At 70.8% G+C, this 15,184-nt stretch carries 11 protein-coding genes; 7 read left to right on the top strand and 4 right to left on the bottom strand.

All coding sequences use genetic code 11. The features are described 5' to 3' along the window. Positions 1-89 precede the first annotated feature (89 nt). Together moeZ and G6N45_RS24345 are read left to right on the top strand one after the other, a co-directional pair. Complete coding sequence (gene moeZ / locus G6N45_RS24350; RefSeq protein WP_163725903.1) at positions 90-1,268, top strand: adenylyltransferase/sulfurtransferase MoeZ; 1,179 nt, start codon at positions 90-92, stop codon at positions 1,266-1,268. 36 nt (positions 1,269-1,304) lie between these two features. Beyond that, positions 1,305-2,159 (top strand): TIGR02569 family protein, encoded by an 855-nt coding sequence (locus G6N45_RS24345; RefSeq protein ID WP_048416695.1) that lies wholly within the window; start codon positions 1,305-1,307, stop codon positions 2,157-2,159. A gap of 68 nt (positions 2,160-2,227) precedes the next feature. Here G6N45_RS24345 and G6N45_RS24340 read toward each other — a convergent pair whose 3' ends face one another. Together G6N45_RS24340 and G6N45_RS24335 are read right to left on the bottom strand one after the other, a co-directional pair. After that, positions 2,228-2,524: an MGMT family protein gene (locus G6N45_RS24340; protein ID WP_163725900.1), complete on the bottom strand. Its 297-nt coding sequence runs from the start codon at positions 2,522-2,524 to the stop codon at positions 2,228-2,230. 2 nt (positions 2,525-2,526) lie between these two features. Further along, entirely contained in the window at positions 2,527-3,309 is a 783-nt protein-coding gene (locus G6N45_RS24335; protein WP_163725897.1) for an alpha/beta hydrolase, read from the bottom strand. A 77-nt stretch (positions 3,310-3,386) separates the two neighbouring features. On the opposite strand from G6N45_RS24335, the gene G6N45_RS24330 reads away from it, so the two are divergent. Together G6N45_RS24330 and G6N45_RS24325 are read left to right on the top strand one after the other, a co-directional pair. Beyond that, entirely contained in the window at positions 3,387-6,521 is a 3,135-nt protein-coding gene (locus G6N45_RS24330; RefSeq protein ID WP_163725894.1) for an ATP-dependent helicase, read from the top strand. After that, a complete protein-coding gene (locus G6N45_RS24325) occupies positions 6,518-9,781 on the top strand; it encodes an ATP-dependent helicase (protein WP_163725891.1) in 3,264 nt (1,087 codons plus the stop codon). The genes G6N45_RS24330 and G6N45_RS24325 overlap by 4 nt, the downstream gene beginning before the upstream one ends. Before the next feature lie 2 nt (positions 9,782-9,783). On the opposite strand, the gene G6N45_RS24320 is transcribed toward G6N45_RS24325, so the two are convergent. Next, positions 9,784-10,179: a DoxX family protein gene (locus G6N45_RS24320; protein ID WP_163725888.1), complete on the bottom strand. Its 396-nt coding sequence runs from the start codon at positions 10,177-10,179 to the stop codon at positions 9,784-9,786. A 46-nt stretch (positions 10,180-10,225) separates the two neighbouring features. Here G6N45_RS24320 and G6N45_RS24315 point away from each other — a divergent pair, with 46 nt between their 5' ends. Continuing rightward, positions 10,226-11,305, top strand: a complete 1,080-nt coding sequence (locus G6N45_RS24315) for a potassium channel family protein (protein ID WP_163725885.1) — start codon at positions 10,226-10,228, stop codon at positions 11,303-11,305. A gap of 94 nt (positions 11,306-11,399) precedes the next feature. Then, entirely contained in the window at positions 11,400-12,329 is a 930-nt protein-coding gene (nudC, locus tag G6N45_RS24310) for an NAD(+) diphosphatase (protein WP_163725882.1), read from the top strand. A 6-nt stretch (positions 12,330-12,335) separates the two neighbouring features. Here nudC and mrx1 read toward each other — a convergent pair whose 3' ends face one another. Further along, positions 12,336-12,590, bottom strand: coding sequence for a mycoredoxin Mrx1 (gene mrx1 / locus G6N45_RS24305; protein ID WP_163725879.1), 255 nt, complete (start codon positions 12,588-12,590; stop codon positions 12,336-12,338). A 69-nt stretch (positions 12,591-12,659) separates the two neighbouring features. On the opposite strand from mrx1, the gene G6N45_RS24300 reads away from it, so the two are divergent. Then, a complete protein-coding gene (locus tag G6N45_RS24300; protein ID WP_163729015.1) occupies positions 12,660-14,783 on the top strand; it encodes an ATP-dependent DNA helicase UvrD2 in 2,124 nt (707 codons plus the stop codon). The last annotated feature ends 401 nt before the right edge of the window (positions 14,784-15,184 follow it).

Below are 15,184 nucleotides of genomic sequence, written 5' to 3'. Positions count from 1 at the left end.
CGGGAGCGCTGGGGAAGCGACGGGGCCTCGTTGCTGTTGCACCCCGTACCTGTTGAGATGGGTCTTGAACGCCAACCAAGGAGAAATCGGTGTCCTCACCGCTGCCGCCGCTGGTAGAGCCAGCAGCTGAACTCACCCGCGACGAGGTCGCGCGGTACAGCCGTCACCTGATCATCCCCGACCTGGGTCTGGACGGGCAGAAGCGACTGAAGAACGCGCGTGTGCTGGTCATCGGGGCGGGTGGCCTCGGGTCGCCCACGCTGCTGTACCTGGCCGCCGCCGGGGTAGGGACGATCGGCATCGTCGAGTTCGACGTCGTCGACGAGTCCAACCTGCAGCGCCAGATCATCCACGGTCAGTCCGACATCGGTCGGTCCAAGGCGGAAAGCGCCCGGGACTCGATCCTCGAGGTCAACCCGCTGGTGAACGTGGTTCTGCACGAGGCCCGCCTGGAGCCCGACAACGCGGTCGAGATCTTCAGCGACTACGACCTGATCCTCGACGGCACCGACAACTTCGCGACCCGCTACCTCGTCAACGACGCGGCCGTGCTCGCGGGCAAGCCGTACGTGTGGGGATCGATCTACCGCTTCGAGGGCCAGGTGTCGGTGTTCTGGGAGGACGCCCCCGACGGACTGGGCCTGAACTACCGCGACCTCTATCCCGAGCCGCCGCCGCCGGGCATGGTGCCGTCGTGCGCCGAGGGAGGCGTGCTGGGAATCCTGTGCGCCTCGATCGCGTCGGTGATGGGCACCGAGGCGATCAAGCTGATCACCGGCATCGGGGAGCCGCTGCTGGGGCGCCTCATGGTCTACGACGCGCTGGACATGACGTATCGGACGATCAAGATCCGCAAAGATCCGGCCACGCCCAAGATCACCGAGCTCATCGACTACGAGGAGTTCTGCGGCGTGGTGTCCGACGCGGCCGCCGAGGCTGCCGCTGAATCGACGATCACGCCCCGCGAACTGGCCGAGCTGCTCGATACGGGTAAGCCGCTGGCGCTGATCGACGTCCGTGAGCCCGTGGAGTGGGACATCAACCACATCGAGGGCGCGCAGCTGATTCCCAAGGGCTCGTTCGAGAGCGGCGAGGCGCTGTCGAAGCTGACCGTCGACCGGACCCCGGTGTTCTACTGCAAGACCGGCGTGCGCTCGGCGGAGGTGCTCGCGATCGTCAAGAAGGCAGGCTTCTCCGACGCGTTGCACATCCAGGGCGGGATCGTGGCCTGGGGCAAGCAACTCGAACCCGACATGGTGATGTACTAACGCAGGGTTGGCGCCCGCGGCAATTACGCTGATGCCGTGACCGCCGAGCGCCCACCCGAGCATGTCCTCACAGCCTTCGGGCTGTCCGGAGTGCAGCCGGTGCCGCTGGGTTCCAGCTGGGAGGGCGGCTGGCGCTGCGGTGAGGTCGTGCTTTCGATGGTCGCGGACCACGCCCGCGCGGCCTGGTCGGCGAAGGTGCGCGAGACGCTGTTCGTCGACGGTGTCCGGCTCGCGCGGCCGGTGCGCTCCACCGACGGACGTTACGTCGTCGCCGGCTGGCGCGCGGACACCTACGTGGCGGGCACCCCCGAACCGCGCCACGACGAGGTCGTCTCCGCCGCGGTCCGGCTGCACGAGGCCACCGCCAAGCTGGAGCGGCCCCGGTTTCTGACCCAGCCCCCGATCGCGCCGTGGGCCGACGTCGACGTGTTCATCGCCGCCGACCGCGCCGCCTGGGAGGAACGGCCGTTGCATTCGTTGCCGCCCGGCGCACGGGTCGCACCCGGCACGGCCGACGGACAGAAGTCCGTCGAGCTGATCAACCAGCTCGCGACGCTGCGCCGGCCGACGCGCAGCCCCAGCCAGTTGGTGCACGGAGACCTCTACGGCACAGTGCTTTTCGCGGGGACGGCGGCGCCAGGCATCACCGACATCACGCCGTACTGGCGGCCCCCGGCCTGGGCGGCCGGTGTCGTCGTGGTCGACGCGCTGTCGTGGGGTGAGGCCGACGACGGGCTCATCGAGCGCTGGAACGCCCTGCCGGAGTGGCCGCAGATGTTGCTGCGGGCCTTGATGTTCCGGCTCGCCGTACACGCGCTGCATCCGCGGTCGACGGCGGCGGCGTTCCCGGGACTGGCACGCACGGCGGCCCTGGTGCGCCTCGCCCTCTAGTTCCCGCGCAATAGCATTCCTGGTCGCGAATCGGCCCCCGAGCACAGCCCTGTGTTCTCACCCGCGCGTCAGAACGTGTGCCGGCACTCCTTCAGCGACACCCGGCCGTCGCGGGCCAGCACGCCCTCGGCGCGCAGCCGCTCCAGCTGGCGCGTCGCCAGGTGCGGCGCGGGCCGGCCCGACGCCCGGATCACCCGGTGCCAGGGCAGGTCCGATGAATCGGTGCGCATGATCCACGCCACGATGCGGGGGCTCGGCAGGCCGGCCGCGTCCGCGATGTCGCCGTAGGTGGTGACCGCGCCCGACGGAACCGACGCCACCAGCGCCCGCACGGTCTCCACCTGGTCGTCGGTGATCGCCGCCACGGTCAGCCGAGCCGGTCCCTGATCACCGCGGCCGTCTCGGCGGGCTTGGCCAGCGGCACCATGTGGTCGCAATCCCATTCCAGCACGGTCAGATTCGGTCCGAGGCCGGCGTCGAGCGCGCCGATCAACTCGTCGGTGGCATACGGCGGTTCGGTGTGTGTGGCCCGCACCAGCGTGGTCGGCGTGCCGTCGCGCGGGACGGGCACCGGCCGGGTGAGCTCACTCCAGTACGCGAGCATCGCGGGGATGCTGACGCGCCACCCGACCCTCCCGTTCGGCAGGTCGACGAGGTGTTCGTCGAGTTCGCGGTCGAGCTCTGTCTCGTCCACTTCTGCCCACGACCCGCTGGTCTTCTCCTCGCGGGCCTCGGCGCGGTCGGTGTAGTCGGGCGAGGAGTACATGTCATCGGCCACCTCACGCATCCACCGGCCGTCGAGAGCGACCGCGGGGTCGAGCAGCACCAGGCCGGCGATCAGATCCGGCCGTGCGGCGGCGAGATTCAGCGCGACCGCTCCGCCGAACGAATGCCCGGCCACCACCACCGGATCGCCGCCTTCGGCGTCGAGCAGAGCCGCCAGGGCGCTGACGTTCGCCTCGATCGTCCACGGCGCGTCCCACGACGACCGGCCGTGGCCGAGCAGATCGGGCGCGAGCGCCGCGACGTCGGGCAGGTGCCGGTCGAACAGGCTCTCCCACCGTTTGCCGTGTCCGGTGAGTCCGTGGATGGCCAGCACCCGCGCGGGGGTCGGGGGTCCGAATCGGTAGGTGCACAACAGCTCGGTCACAGCTGTCGATGCTGCCAGGCTGCCGTCCGAGAAACCACCGCAGGCCACTTGTCGGACCCTCGTGATGTAGTGCCAACATGTCCGCGCCGCACACCGAACTGACGACCGACGCCCTGGCCCGTCCCGAGATGCGCGGTACGGTGCGGTTGCTCGGCGGCCCGGGCACCGGCAAGACCAGCACGCTGATCGCGACCGCGGCGGCGCACCTGGCGGCCGGCCGGGATCCGGAATCGGTTCTGCTGCTGACGGGTTCGTCGACGCTGCGCGCGCAGGCCCGCGCCGCGATCACCGCGACGATGCTCGCAAGCGGCGAGCAGACGGTGGTGCGAGAGCCGCTGGTGCGCACGGTCCACTCGTATGCGTTCGCGGTGCTGCGACTGGCCGCGCAGCGCGCCGGCAGCCCGCCGCCACGCCTGATCACCGGTGCCGAACAGGACGGGATCATCCGCGAGCTGCTCGCCGGGGATCTCGAGGACGGCGACGCCTCACCGGTGCGGTGGCCGGAGCGGCTGCGGCCCGCGCTCAGCACGGTCGGCTTCGCCACCGAACTGCGGGACCTGTTGGCCCGGTGCAGCGAGCGCGGCGTCGATCCAGTTGCGCTGCAACGCATCGGGCGGCTCTCCGACCGCCCCGAGTGGCGGGCCGCCGGTCGCTTCGCGCAGGCCTACGAACAGATCATGCTGCTGCGGTCGGCCGTGGGTATGGCCGCGCCGCAGGCGACGGTGCCGGCGCTCGGTGCCGCCGAACTCGTCGGTGCCGCCTTGGAGGCGCTGGCCGCCGACGCCGACCTGCTGGCGGCCGAGCGGGCGCGGGTGGCGCTGCTGCTCGTCGATGACGCCCAGCACCTCGACCCGCAGGCTGCGCGGCTGGTGCAGGTGCTCGCCGCAGGAGCCGAGCTGACCGTGATCGCCGGCGACCCGCATCAGACGGTGTTCGGGTACCGCGGTGCCGATCCGGCGTTGCTGCGCGGTGACGGTCCGCTGATCACGCTGACCCGTTCGCACCGGTGCGCGCGGCCGGTGGCCGACGCCATCGCGGCGGTCGGCCGCAGGCTCCCCGGCGCCGACGCCACAAGGGAATTCACCGGCATCGACGTCGCCGGGTCGGTCGCGGTGCGGATCGCCGCGTCCGCACATGCGGAATCGGCGGTCATCGCGGACGCGCTGCGCCGGGCGCACCTCGTCGACGAGGTGCCGTGGTCACAGATGGCGGTGATCGTCCGCTCGGTGCCCCGGATGGGCGCGCCGCTGAGCCGCGCGCTCAGCGCCGCCGGGGTGCCGGTCGAAGTTCCGCAGAGCGATGTCGCGCTCGCCGACATGCCGGCAGTGCGGGCGCTGCTGACGGTGCTGGAAGCCACGGCGGAGGGTCTCGACGGCGAGCGGGCGCTGGCGCTGGTGACCGGACCGATCGGACGCGTCGACCCGGTGTCGCTGCGCCAGTTGCGGCGTGCGTTGCGACGGGGCGCGGGTGACCCGGAGCGCGACTTCGGCGAGCTGCTGGTCGCGGCGCTGCGCGGTGACGACGCCGCCGGCCTCCAGCGAATTCCGGACGAGCTGGCGCGGGCCCTGCGGCGGGTGCGCACCGTGCTGGCCGCGGCGCGGCGCAGCGCCGAGCAGGGGCGCGACCCGCGGCACACGTTGTGGGAGGCCTGGAACCGCTCGGGTCTGCAGCGGCGCTGGCTGGCGGCCAGCGAGCGGGGCGGACCGGCCGGCGCCCAGGCCGATCGCGATCTGGACGCGGTCACCGCGCTGTTCGACGTCGTCGAGCAGCACGTCGAGCAGACCGCGGGCGCATCCCTGCGTGGCCTGGTGGACCACGTCGCCGCGTTGACGCTGCCGCCGGTCCGCCGCGACGACGGCCCGGCGTCCGAGGCGGTCGCGGTGCTCAGTGCACACGCCGCGCTGGGTCGCGAGTGGGACCTCGTGGTGATCGCGGGCGTGCAGGAAGGGCTGTGGCCCAACGTGCAACCCCGGGGCGGGGTGCTCGCGACCCAGCAGCTGGTCGACATCCTCGACGGGGTCGTCGAGCCGGGGGAGCGCGTGCTGCCCGGCCGCGCGCCGCTCCTGGCAGAGGAGCGCCGGCTGCTCATCGCGGCGATGGGCCGCGTGCGCAGCCGGCTGCTGGTCACCGCCGTGGACAGCGACAGCGGCGACGCCGCGCTGCTGCCGTCGCCGTTCTGCCACGAGCTCGCCGCGACGTCGACGGAACCGGTGGCCGAGCCCGACGTACCGATCCAGGCGCCGCGGGTGCTCGCCCCCGCCGCCGTGGTGGGACGGTTGCGGTCGGTGGTCTGCTCCCCGCCCGATGCGGTGAGTGACATCGAGAGGGCCTGCGCAGCAGCGCAATTGGCGCGCCTGGCCGAGGCGGGCCTGCACGGAGCCGATCCGGCGCAGTGGTACGGCATGCGGGAGGTCTCCAGCGACGCCCCGCTGTGGGACGGCGACGGGCACACCGTGACCCTGTCACCGTCGACGCTGCAGATGCTGTCGGACTGCCCGCTGCGGTGGCTGATGGAACGGCACGGTGGCGGCAGGATGCGCGACGTCCGATCCGCGCTGGGATCACTGGTGCACGCCCTGGTGTCCGAGTCGAACGCGTCGGAAGAACACCTGCACCGCGAGCTCGGCGGGGTGTGGGAAGCGCTGCCCTTCGACGCCCGATGGCACGCCGACAACGAGTTGGAGCGTCATCAGGAGATGCTCGGCACGTTCGCGCGCTGGCGCACCGACAGCCGCCACCACCTCACCGAGGTCGGCACCGAAGTGGAGGTCGACGGCGAGGTCGTCGCCGCCGACGGGGACCTCCCGGCGGTGCGGGTGCGAGGTCGCCTCGATCGCCTCGAGCGCGACAGTGAAGGCCGGCTCGTCGTGGTCGACATCAAGACCAGCAAGAGCCCGGTCACCAAGGACGACGCGCAGAACCATGCGCAGCTGGCGATGTACCAGCTGGCCGTTGCCGAGGGCCTCCTGACCGACGGCGCGGAGCCGGGCGGTGGGCGGCTGGTGTATCTCGGGAAGACCAGCGGCGGTGCGGCGGCCGAACGGGAGCAGGACGCGCTGACGTCCGACGGGCGCGAGCAGTGGCGCGCCCAGGTGCGCCAGGCTGCCGCGGCGACCCAGGGTCCCGGCTTCCTCGCCCGGGTCAACGACGGCTGCGCGCACTGCCCGGTGGCCGCGCTGTGCCCGGCCCAGCAGACCAGGAGTGACGTGTGACGACACCGCGGTACAGTCCCACCGAATTGGCCGGGGCGCTCGGTCTTTTCGCACCGACCGACGAGCAGGCTGCCGTCATCGCCGCCCCTCCCGGTCCGCTGGTCGTCATCGCCGGGGCCGGGGCGGGCAAGACCGAGACGATGGCCGCACGCGTGGTCTGGCTGGTCGCCAATGGCTTCGCCCGCCCGGGCGAAGTGCTGGGTCTGACGTTCACCCGCAAGGCCGCGGGACAACTGCTGCGCCGGGTGCGGGCGCGGCTGGCCCGGTTGGCGGGCGCCGGGCTGGTCGTGCCCGGCGCGGCCGACGTGGCCGACGACCCGGTCACGGTCAGCACCTACCACGCGTTCGCCGGGGCCCTGCTGCGCGAACACGGGTTGTTGTTGCCGGTCGAACCCGACGTCCGCCTGCTCGGGGAAACCGAGTTGTGGCAGTTGGCGTTTCGCGTGGTCTGCGAACACCCCGGTGCGCTCGACACGGACAAGTCCCCCGCCGCGATCACCGCGATGGTGCTGCGGCTGGCCGGTCAACTCGCCGAGCATCTGGTCGACACCGACCAGCTGCGTGACACGCACATCGAACTGGAACGCCTGGTGCACACGCTGCCCGCGGGCCCCTACCAGCGCGACCGCGGCCCCAGCCAGTGGCTGCTGCGGATGCTCGCCACGCAGACCGAGCGCACCGCCCTGGTGCCGCTGATCGACGCGCTGCATCGGCGCATGCGGGAGGAGCGCGTCGTCGACTTCGGGATGCAGATGGCCGCCGCGGCCCAGCTCGCGTCGCGGTTCCCGCAAGTGGGCGAGCATCTGCGTCAGCGTTACCGGGTGGTGCTGCTCGACGAGTACCAGGACACCGGGCACGCGCAGCGGGTGGCGCTGGCATCGCTGTTCGGCAACGGGGCCGACGACGGTCTGGCGTTGACCGCCGTCGGTGATCCGATCCAGTCGATCTACGGGTGGCGGGGCGCGTCGGCCACCAATCTGCCTCGGTTCACCACCGACTTTCCCCTCGCCGACGGAAGCCCCGCGCCCACACTGGAATTGCGGACCAGCTGGCGTAACCCGCCTGAGGTGCTGCACCTGGCCAACGAGGTGTCGATGGACGCGCGCCGCCGGTCCGTGTCGGTGCGGTCGCTGTTGCCCCGGCCCGATGCGCACCCGGGGCAGGTGCGGTGCGCGTTGCTCTCCGACGTGGAAGCCGAGCGGGAGTGGGTCGCCGAGCAGGTGGCGTCCCGGTACCGCGCCGGGCTGACCGACGACGGGGTGGCGCCGACGGCCGCGGTCCTGGTGCGCCGCAACGCTGATGCCGCCCCGATGGCCGAGGCCTTGACCCGGCGCGGCATCCCCGTCGAGGTGGTCGGGCTGGCCGGACTGCTGTCGGTGCCCGAGGTGGCCGACGTGGTCGCGATGCTGCGGCTGGCCGCCGACCCGACTGCCGGTGCGGCCGCGGTGCGAGTGCTCACCGGCCCCCGGTGGCGGCTCGGTGCCGCCGATATCGCCGCGCTGTGGCGTCGCGCGGTGTCGTTGGTCGATGCACCGGCCGCCGAGCGCGGAAGCACCCATCAGATCGTCGCCCAACTCGGACCCGACGCCGACACCGCCTGCCTCGCCGACGCTGTGTGCGATCCGGGTGCAGCAGAAGCCTATTCACCGGCCGGGTACGCCCGCATCGTGGCACTGGGCCGGGAATTGACAGCCCTGCGCGCCCACCTCGACGGTCAGTTGCCCGATCTGATCGCCGAGGTCCGGCGGATGCTCGGCATCGACGTCGAGGTCAGGGCTGCTCGGCCGATGGCGGCGGGCTGGGCGGGCACCGAGCATCTCGACGCCTTCAGCGATGTCGTCGCCGACTTCGCCGCCCGCTCCGGCGCGACCGTGTCGGGTCTGCTGGCGTACCTCGACGCCGCCGAGCAGGTCGAGAACGGGCTCGCGCCCGCCGAGATCACGGTCGCGCAGGACCGGGTGCAGATCCTGACCGTGCATGCGGCCAAGGGACTGGAGTGGCAGATCGTCGCCGTCCCACATCTCGTCGGGCGGGTGTTCCCGTCGACGGCCTCGCCTCGAACCTGGCTCACCGATGCGGCCGATCTCCCGCCGCTGCTGCGCGGTGACTGCGCCACCGTCTCCGAACACGGCGTTCCGGTACTGGACACCTCCCGGGTAAACGACCGAAAGTCACTCTCGGACGCCATCTCCGATCACAAGCGCAGCCTGGATCAGCGCCGCACCGACGAGGAACGCCGCCTGCTGTACGTCGCGCTGACGCGGGCCGAACGCACGCTGCTGGTGTCGGGTCACCACTGGGGCGCCACCGAGTCCAAGCCCCGCGGACCGTCGACGTTCCTCACCGAACTCAAGGAGGTCATCGACACCGCGGCGGCCGCGGGTGCGCCGTGCGGGTCGGTCGACGTATGGGCCGAAGCTCCCGCCGACGGCGAGCCGAATCCTCTGCGCGGCCGCGTGGTCGAAGCGATGTGGCCGGTCGACCCGTTGGCGGGCCGTCGTGACCGCGCCGACCTCGGCGCCGCGCTGGTGGCCGCCGCGATCGCCGGCGACGCCGACCCCGTCGTCGCCGACGATCCGCACGGCTGGGTCTCCGACGTCGACGCGCTGCTGGTCGAGCGCGAACGGGCGGCCCGCCGGCCCGCGCCGCCGCTGCCGGTACAGCTGTCGGTCAGCGCCATGGTCGAACTGGGGCGCGACCCCGACGCCGCGGCGCGGCGCCTCCATCGACGGCTACCTCGGCGTCCCGACGCACAGGCGCTGCTGGGCACCGCGTTCCACGAGTGGGTGCAGCGCTATTTCCAAGCGGAGAAGCTGTTCGACCTCGACGATCTGCCCGGCGCTGTCGACGCCGACCGGCAGGACCGCGGCGAGCTCGAGGAACTGCAGGCCGCCTTCGCGGTGTCGAGCTGGGCGGCGCGCAGCCCACTGGAGGTGGAGGTCCCCTTCGACATGATGATCGCCGGCCGCGTCGTCCGCGGCCGCATCGACGCGGTGTTCGGCGACGACGGCGGCGGAGTGACAGTGGTGGACTGGAAGACCGGCGAGCCGCCGGCCACCTCGGAGGAGTTGCAGCACAACGCGGTTCAGCTGGCTGTCTATCGCCTGGCATGGGCCCGGCTGCAGGGTTGCCCACTGTCGTCGGTGCGGGCGGCGTTCCACTACGTCCGTTCGGGGCGCACGGTCATCCCCGCCGCGCTTCCCGATGCCGACGAACTGGCCGCCCTGCTCGCCGAGCCCGTCGACGGTGATGCCGCATGAACTCAGCTCTCGCGGTAAACCTTCAGCGCCTGCGTGATCATCGGCACCTGGATCGGAAGCCGCGCGATCGCGATCAACCGCATCGCCAGCGGCTTGTTCTTCCACAACCGCACCATGTTCACGTTGCCGGGTAGCACGCCGAGAAACAGCGCGATCGCGGCGAGCGCGCCGAATCTGCGGGTCTTCGGAGCGACCAGCAGAGCGCCGACACCGACCTCGGCGACACCGGAGGCCAGCGTGTAGAAGCGCTGGGTGCCGGGAAGTTCCTCGGGCACGATCGAGTCGAACGGCTTCGGCGCCGCGAAGTGCAGGACCCCCATGCCGATCAGCCAGATGCCCATCTTGGTGCCGCGCGATGACGAGCTGAACCGCTGCAGTACGGCCGGGGAGGAGGTCATGATTACATTGTGCGGGTGCGACAGCCTCACATCGTGACTGGCCCCCGTGGCTGAGGGCGCTCTGCGCCGACGGCTGCGCCGATTCGACCAGTCCCTGGCCGACCTACCGGTGCACGCGCTCACCGACAGGGTGCAGATCCCCACCACGATGGTCAGTCCGTCGCGGCGCATCACTGTTCGCGTCATCTATGCGATGACCGCGCTGTTCGCTGCGGTGTTCATCGTGTATTTCGACCGTGACGGCTACCGGGACACGCAGGACAACCCACTGTCGTTCCTGGACTGCCTCTACTACGCGACCGTGTCACTGTCCACCACGGGCTACGGCGACATCACTCCGATCACACCGTCCGCACGGTTGGTCAACGTCCTGGTGATCACGCCGCTGCGGATCGCGTTCCTGATCGTGCTCATCGGTACCACCGTCGAGACCCTCACCACGCAGTCGCGCCAGGTGTACCAAATCCAGCGCTGGAGGAACAAGTTGCGCAACCACATCATCATCGTCGGCTACGGCACAAAGGGCCGCACCGCCGCCGCGGCGATGGTCGGCGACGAGGTCGCGCCCGCAGACATCGTAGTGGTGGACGAGGACGTCGCAGCCCTGGAACGCGCGAAGAGTGCCGGCCTGGTCACGGTGCGCGGCAGCGCCACCGACTCCGAGGTGCTGCGGCTGGCCAGCGCCCAGCACGCCAAATCGATCATCGTCGCCACCAACCGGGACGACACCGCGGTGCTCGTGACGCTGACCGCGCGCGAGCTGGCGCCCAACGCCAAGATCATCGCCGCCGTCCGCGAAGCGGAGAACCAGCACCTGCTCAAGCAGTCCGGGGCCGACTCCACCGTGGTCACCTCGGAGACCGCCGGCCGGCTGCTGGGCATCGCGGTCCAGACGCCCAGCGTGGTCGAGGTGATGGAGGATCTGCTCACCCCGGACGCCGGTTTCGCGATCGCCGAGCGCGAGGTGACACCGAAGGAGGCGGGCGGGTCGCCGCGCCACCAGGCCGACATCGTGCTCGGCGTGGTGCGCAACGGAAAGCTGATCCGGGTGGACGAACCCGAGGTCGACGCGCTCGAGCTGGGGGACCGCCTTCTCTACATCCGTTCCGCGGATGCCGAACGATGAGCGCCGGCTTCCTGTCGCCCAAACCGACGTTTGGGCGCGAACATGCGAGACAACGACACCATTACGTCGGTTTCGACGCACAGGGACGGCCGAGATGAGCGCCGGCTTCCGGCTGCGCAACGTTCCTCTGCTCTCCCGCGTCGGCGCCGACCGCGCCGACACCCTGCGCACCGACGTCGATGCGGCGGTGACCGGCTGGGCCGACGCACTGTTGCTGCGGGTGGACCGCCGCAACCAGGTGTTGATCGCCGAGGGTCGCGCGGTGCTGCACCGAGCCGCCGACGCCGGTGACGCGCCCCCGGAGAACGCCGTGTTCCTCGGCCGCCTGCAGGACGGGCGGCACGTGTGGGCGGTGCGCTCGGATCTGCAGCCGCCCGACGACCCGGACGCCGAGACCGAGGTGCTCGATCTGCGCCGCACCGGTCACGTCTTCGACGATGTCAGCGCCCAGCTGGTCGCCACCGCGACCGCGCTGCTCAACTGGCACGACCATGCTCGCTTCAGCCCGGTCGACGGCACACCGACCAAACCCATCAAAGCGGGTTGGTCGCGGATCAATCCGGTGACCGGGCAGGAGGAGTTCCCGCGTATCGACCCTGCGGTGATCTGCCTGGTCCACGACGGCCATGACCGCGCGGTGCTGGCCCGCCAGACGGTGTGGCCGCCGCGGCTGTTCTCGATCCTGGCCGGCTTCGTCGAGGCCGGTGAGTCGTTCGAAACGTGCGTGGTCCGCGAGATCGCCGAGGAGATCGGGCTGAACGTCACCGACGTCGAGTACCTGGGCTCCCAGCCGTGGCCGTTCCCGCGGTCGCTGATGGTCGGGTTCCATGCTCTCGGCGACCCGGAGCAGGAGTTCGCGTTCAACGACGGCGAGATCGCCGAGGCGGCGTGGTTCACCCGTGCCGAGATCCGTGAGGCCCTCGATCAGGGCGACTGGAGTTCGCAGAGCGGGTCGCGGCTGTTGCTGCCGGGGTCGATCTCGATCGCCCGGGAGATCATCGAGTCCTGGGCCGCCGCGGGCTGATTTCGCTCAGCTGGCGAGCTTGGCTTTGACCTGGGCGCCGCTCGGGTTGGTCAGCGTCGAGCCGTCGGGGAACTTGATCGTCGGGACGACGTGGTTGCCACCGTTGACCGAGCCGACGAACTCCGCCGCGGTGGGGTCATCTTCGATGTTCACCTCGGTGTAGGTGATGCCCTCGTTCTTCAGTGCCTTCTTCAGGCGGACGCAGTAGCCACACCACGACGTCGTGTACATGGTCACTGCAGCAGTGTCGTCAGCGCTCATAAGCACTTCAACGTAGTCGACCCCGCGAACATGCCCCGGCCCAGCCCGCGATTGTCGGGCCGCGCTGACATGATGGTCGCCATGTCCCCGACGGCTTCGCGTGACCGGCTGCTGGGCGACCTAGACGAGGAGCAGCGCGAAGCCGTCCTCGCCCCGCGCGGGCCGGTGTGCGTGCTCGCGGGCGCCGGCACGGGCAAGACGCGCACCATCACCCGGCGTATCGCGCACCTGGTGACCGCAGGCCACGTCGCCCCTGGTCAGGTACTGGCCGTCACGTTCACCCAGCGCGCCGCGGGGGAGATGCGGGCGCGGCTGCGTGCGCTCAGCAGCGATGATGTCGGCACCTCCACAGAATCGGTGCAGGCGCAGACGTTCCACGCCGCGGCGCGTCGCCAGCTCGCCTACTTCTGGCCGCGGGTCGTCGGCACCACCGACTGGCAGCTGCTCGACTCGAAGTTCGCCGTGGTAGCCCAGGCTGCCAACCGCAGCGGCCTTCCCACCGGAACCGACAACGTGCGCGACCTGGCGGGAGAGATCGAATGGGCCAAGGCCTCGTTGATCAGTCCTGAGGACTATCCGGCGACGGTGGCCGAATCCGGGCGCGACATCCCGTTCGACGCGGCGAAGGTCGCGGCCGTCTACTCCGGATACGAGGCGCTCAAGGCCCGCGGCGCCGATCTGATGCTCCTGGACTTTGATGACCTGCTGCTGCACACCGCCGCCGCCATCGAGAACGACGCCGCGGTGGCCCAGGAGTTCCGGGATCGCTACCGCTGCTTCGTCGTCGACGAGTACCAGGACGTGACGCCGCTGCAGCAGCGGGTGCTCGACGCGTGGCTCGGCAACCGCGACGACCTGACCGTCGTCGGCGACGCCAACCAGACCATCTATTCGTTCACCGGCGCCTCGCCGCGCTATCTGCTCGACTTCTCCCGCCGGTTCCCCGACGCCGCGGTGGTCCGGCTGGAGCGGGACTACCGGTCCACCCCGCAGGTCGTGTCGCTGGCCAATCGGGTCATCTCCGCGGCCCGCGGCCGGATGGCGGGCAGTCGGCTGCATCTGGTCGGGCAGCGTCCGCCCGGGCCGAATCCGACGTTCAACGAGTATCCCGACGAGGTCGCCGAGGCCGCTGCGGTCGCGCGCAACGTCAACAAGCTCGTCGACGCCGGCACCGCTCCCGCCGAGATCGCGGTGCTGTATCGCATCAACGCGCAGTCCGAGGTTTACGAGGAGGCGCTCACCGAGGCCGGTATCCCTTTCCAGGTCCGCGGCGGCGAAGGCTTCTTCAGTCGCCAGGAAGTGCGGCAGGCCCTGCTGGCGCTGCAGCGCGCCGCCGAACGGGAGACCGAGGGGGCACTGCCGGAGTTGGTGCGGGCGACGCTCGAACCGCTCGGCCTGACCGCCGAGGCGCCGGCCGGTACCCGCGCCCGGGATCGCTGGGAGGCGCTGGCCGCCCTCGCCGACCTCGTCGACGACGAGGTCGCCCAGCGCCCGCAGCTGGACTTGCGCACACTGCTGACCGAGTTGCGGCAGCGGGCCGACTCGCGCCACCCGCCGGTGGTGCAGGGTGTCACGCTCGCGTCGCTGCACGCCGCGAAGGGCCTGGAGTGGGACGCGGTGTTCCTCGTCGGTCTGGCCGACGGCACGCTGCCGATCTCCCATGCCCTGTCCCACGGTCCCGACAGCGAACCGGTCGAGGAGGAGCGGCGCCTGTTCTACGTCGGAATCACGAGGGCGCGTGTGCATTTGGCGCTCAGCTGGGCGCTGGCCCGGAACCCCGGGGGTCGTCAGGGCCGACGGCCGTCGCGGTTCCTCAACGGCATCGCGCCGCAGTCGGCACGCGACGAGGGGCCCAGCCGGTCGCGCAAGCCCCGCGGCCCGGCCCCGCGGTGCCGGGTGTGCAACGCCCCGCTGTCTGCTTCCGCGGCGATCATGCTTCGCCGGTGCGAGACGTGCCCGTCCGACATCGACGAACAACTGCTCGCCGACCTGAAGGACTGGCGGCTGCGCATCTCGAAGGAGATGAGCGTGCCCGCCTACGTCGTGTTCACCGACAACACGCTGATCGCGATCGCGGAGTCCCTTCCGGGTGACGATGCCGCGCTGGTCGCGATCCCCGGCATCGGCGCACGCAAGCTCGAGCAGTTCGGCGCCGACGTGCTCGGGCTGGTCAGAGACCGCCAAAAGTCGTAAAGATCGCGCCAAAGGCGCAGGTCAAAATTGTGTTGAGCGATTTCGCTGGTAGCGTCTAGCCTCAGAACAACACACGAAGGTGCATGTGCGAGAGGAGGATGCCGCGATCATGGTCAGCAATCACGCGTTTTACGTCGTAGCCGCAGCCGGCATGCCGTGGTCTCCGCACGCCTTCACCGAGGTGCATACCGCCATTCCCGCCGCTGCCGCCGCGCGTAAGCGCCGCGCCGCCGCAGCCGGCACGGTTGCCGCGTCCGTGAGGGGCTCTCACTAGCCAGAGCCCTCACCGCCATCGAAGGCCACGGACCCGCAACCACGGATCCGTGGCCTTCGTCTTTGTCAGACAAGACCTGGTCACCGATCCACGACAGAGTTCAGCCAGACGACAAAACGACCAGGAA

It is taken from the genome of Mycolicibacterium psychrotolerans (genome assembly GCF_010729305.1).
Taxonomy (GTDB): Bacteria; Actinomycetota; Actinomycetes; order Mycobacteriales; family Mycobacteriaceae; genus Mycobacterium; species Mycobacterium psychrotolerans.
This window is presented reverse-complemented; position numbering and strand designations above follow the sequence as displayed.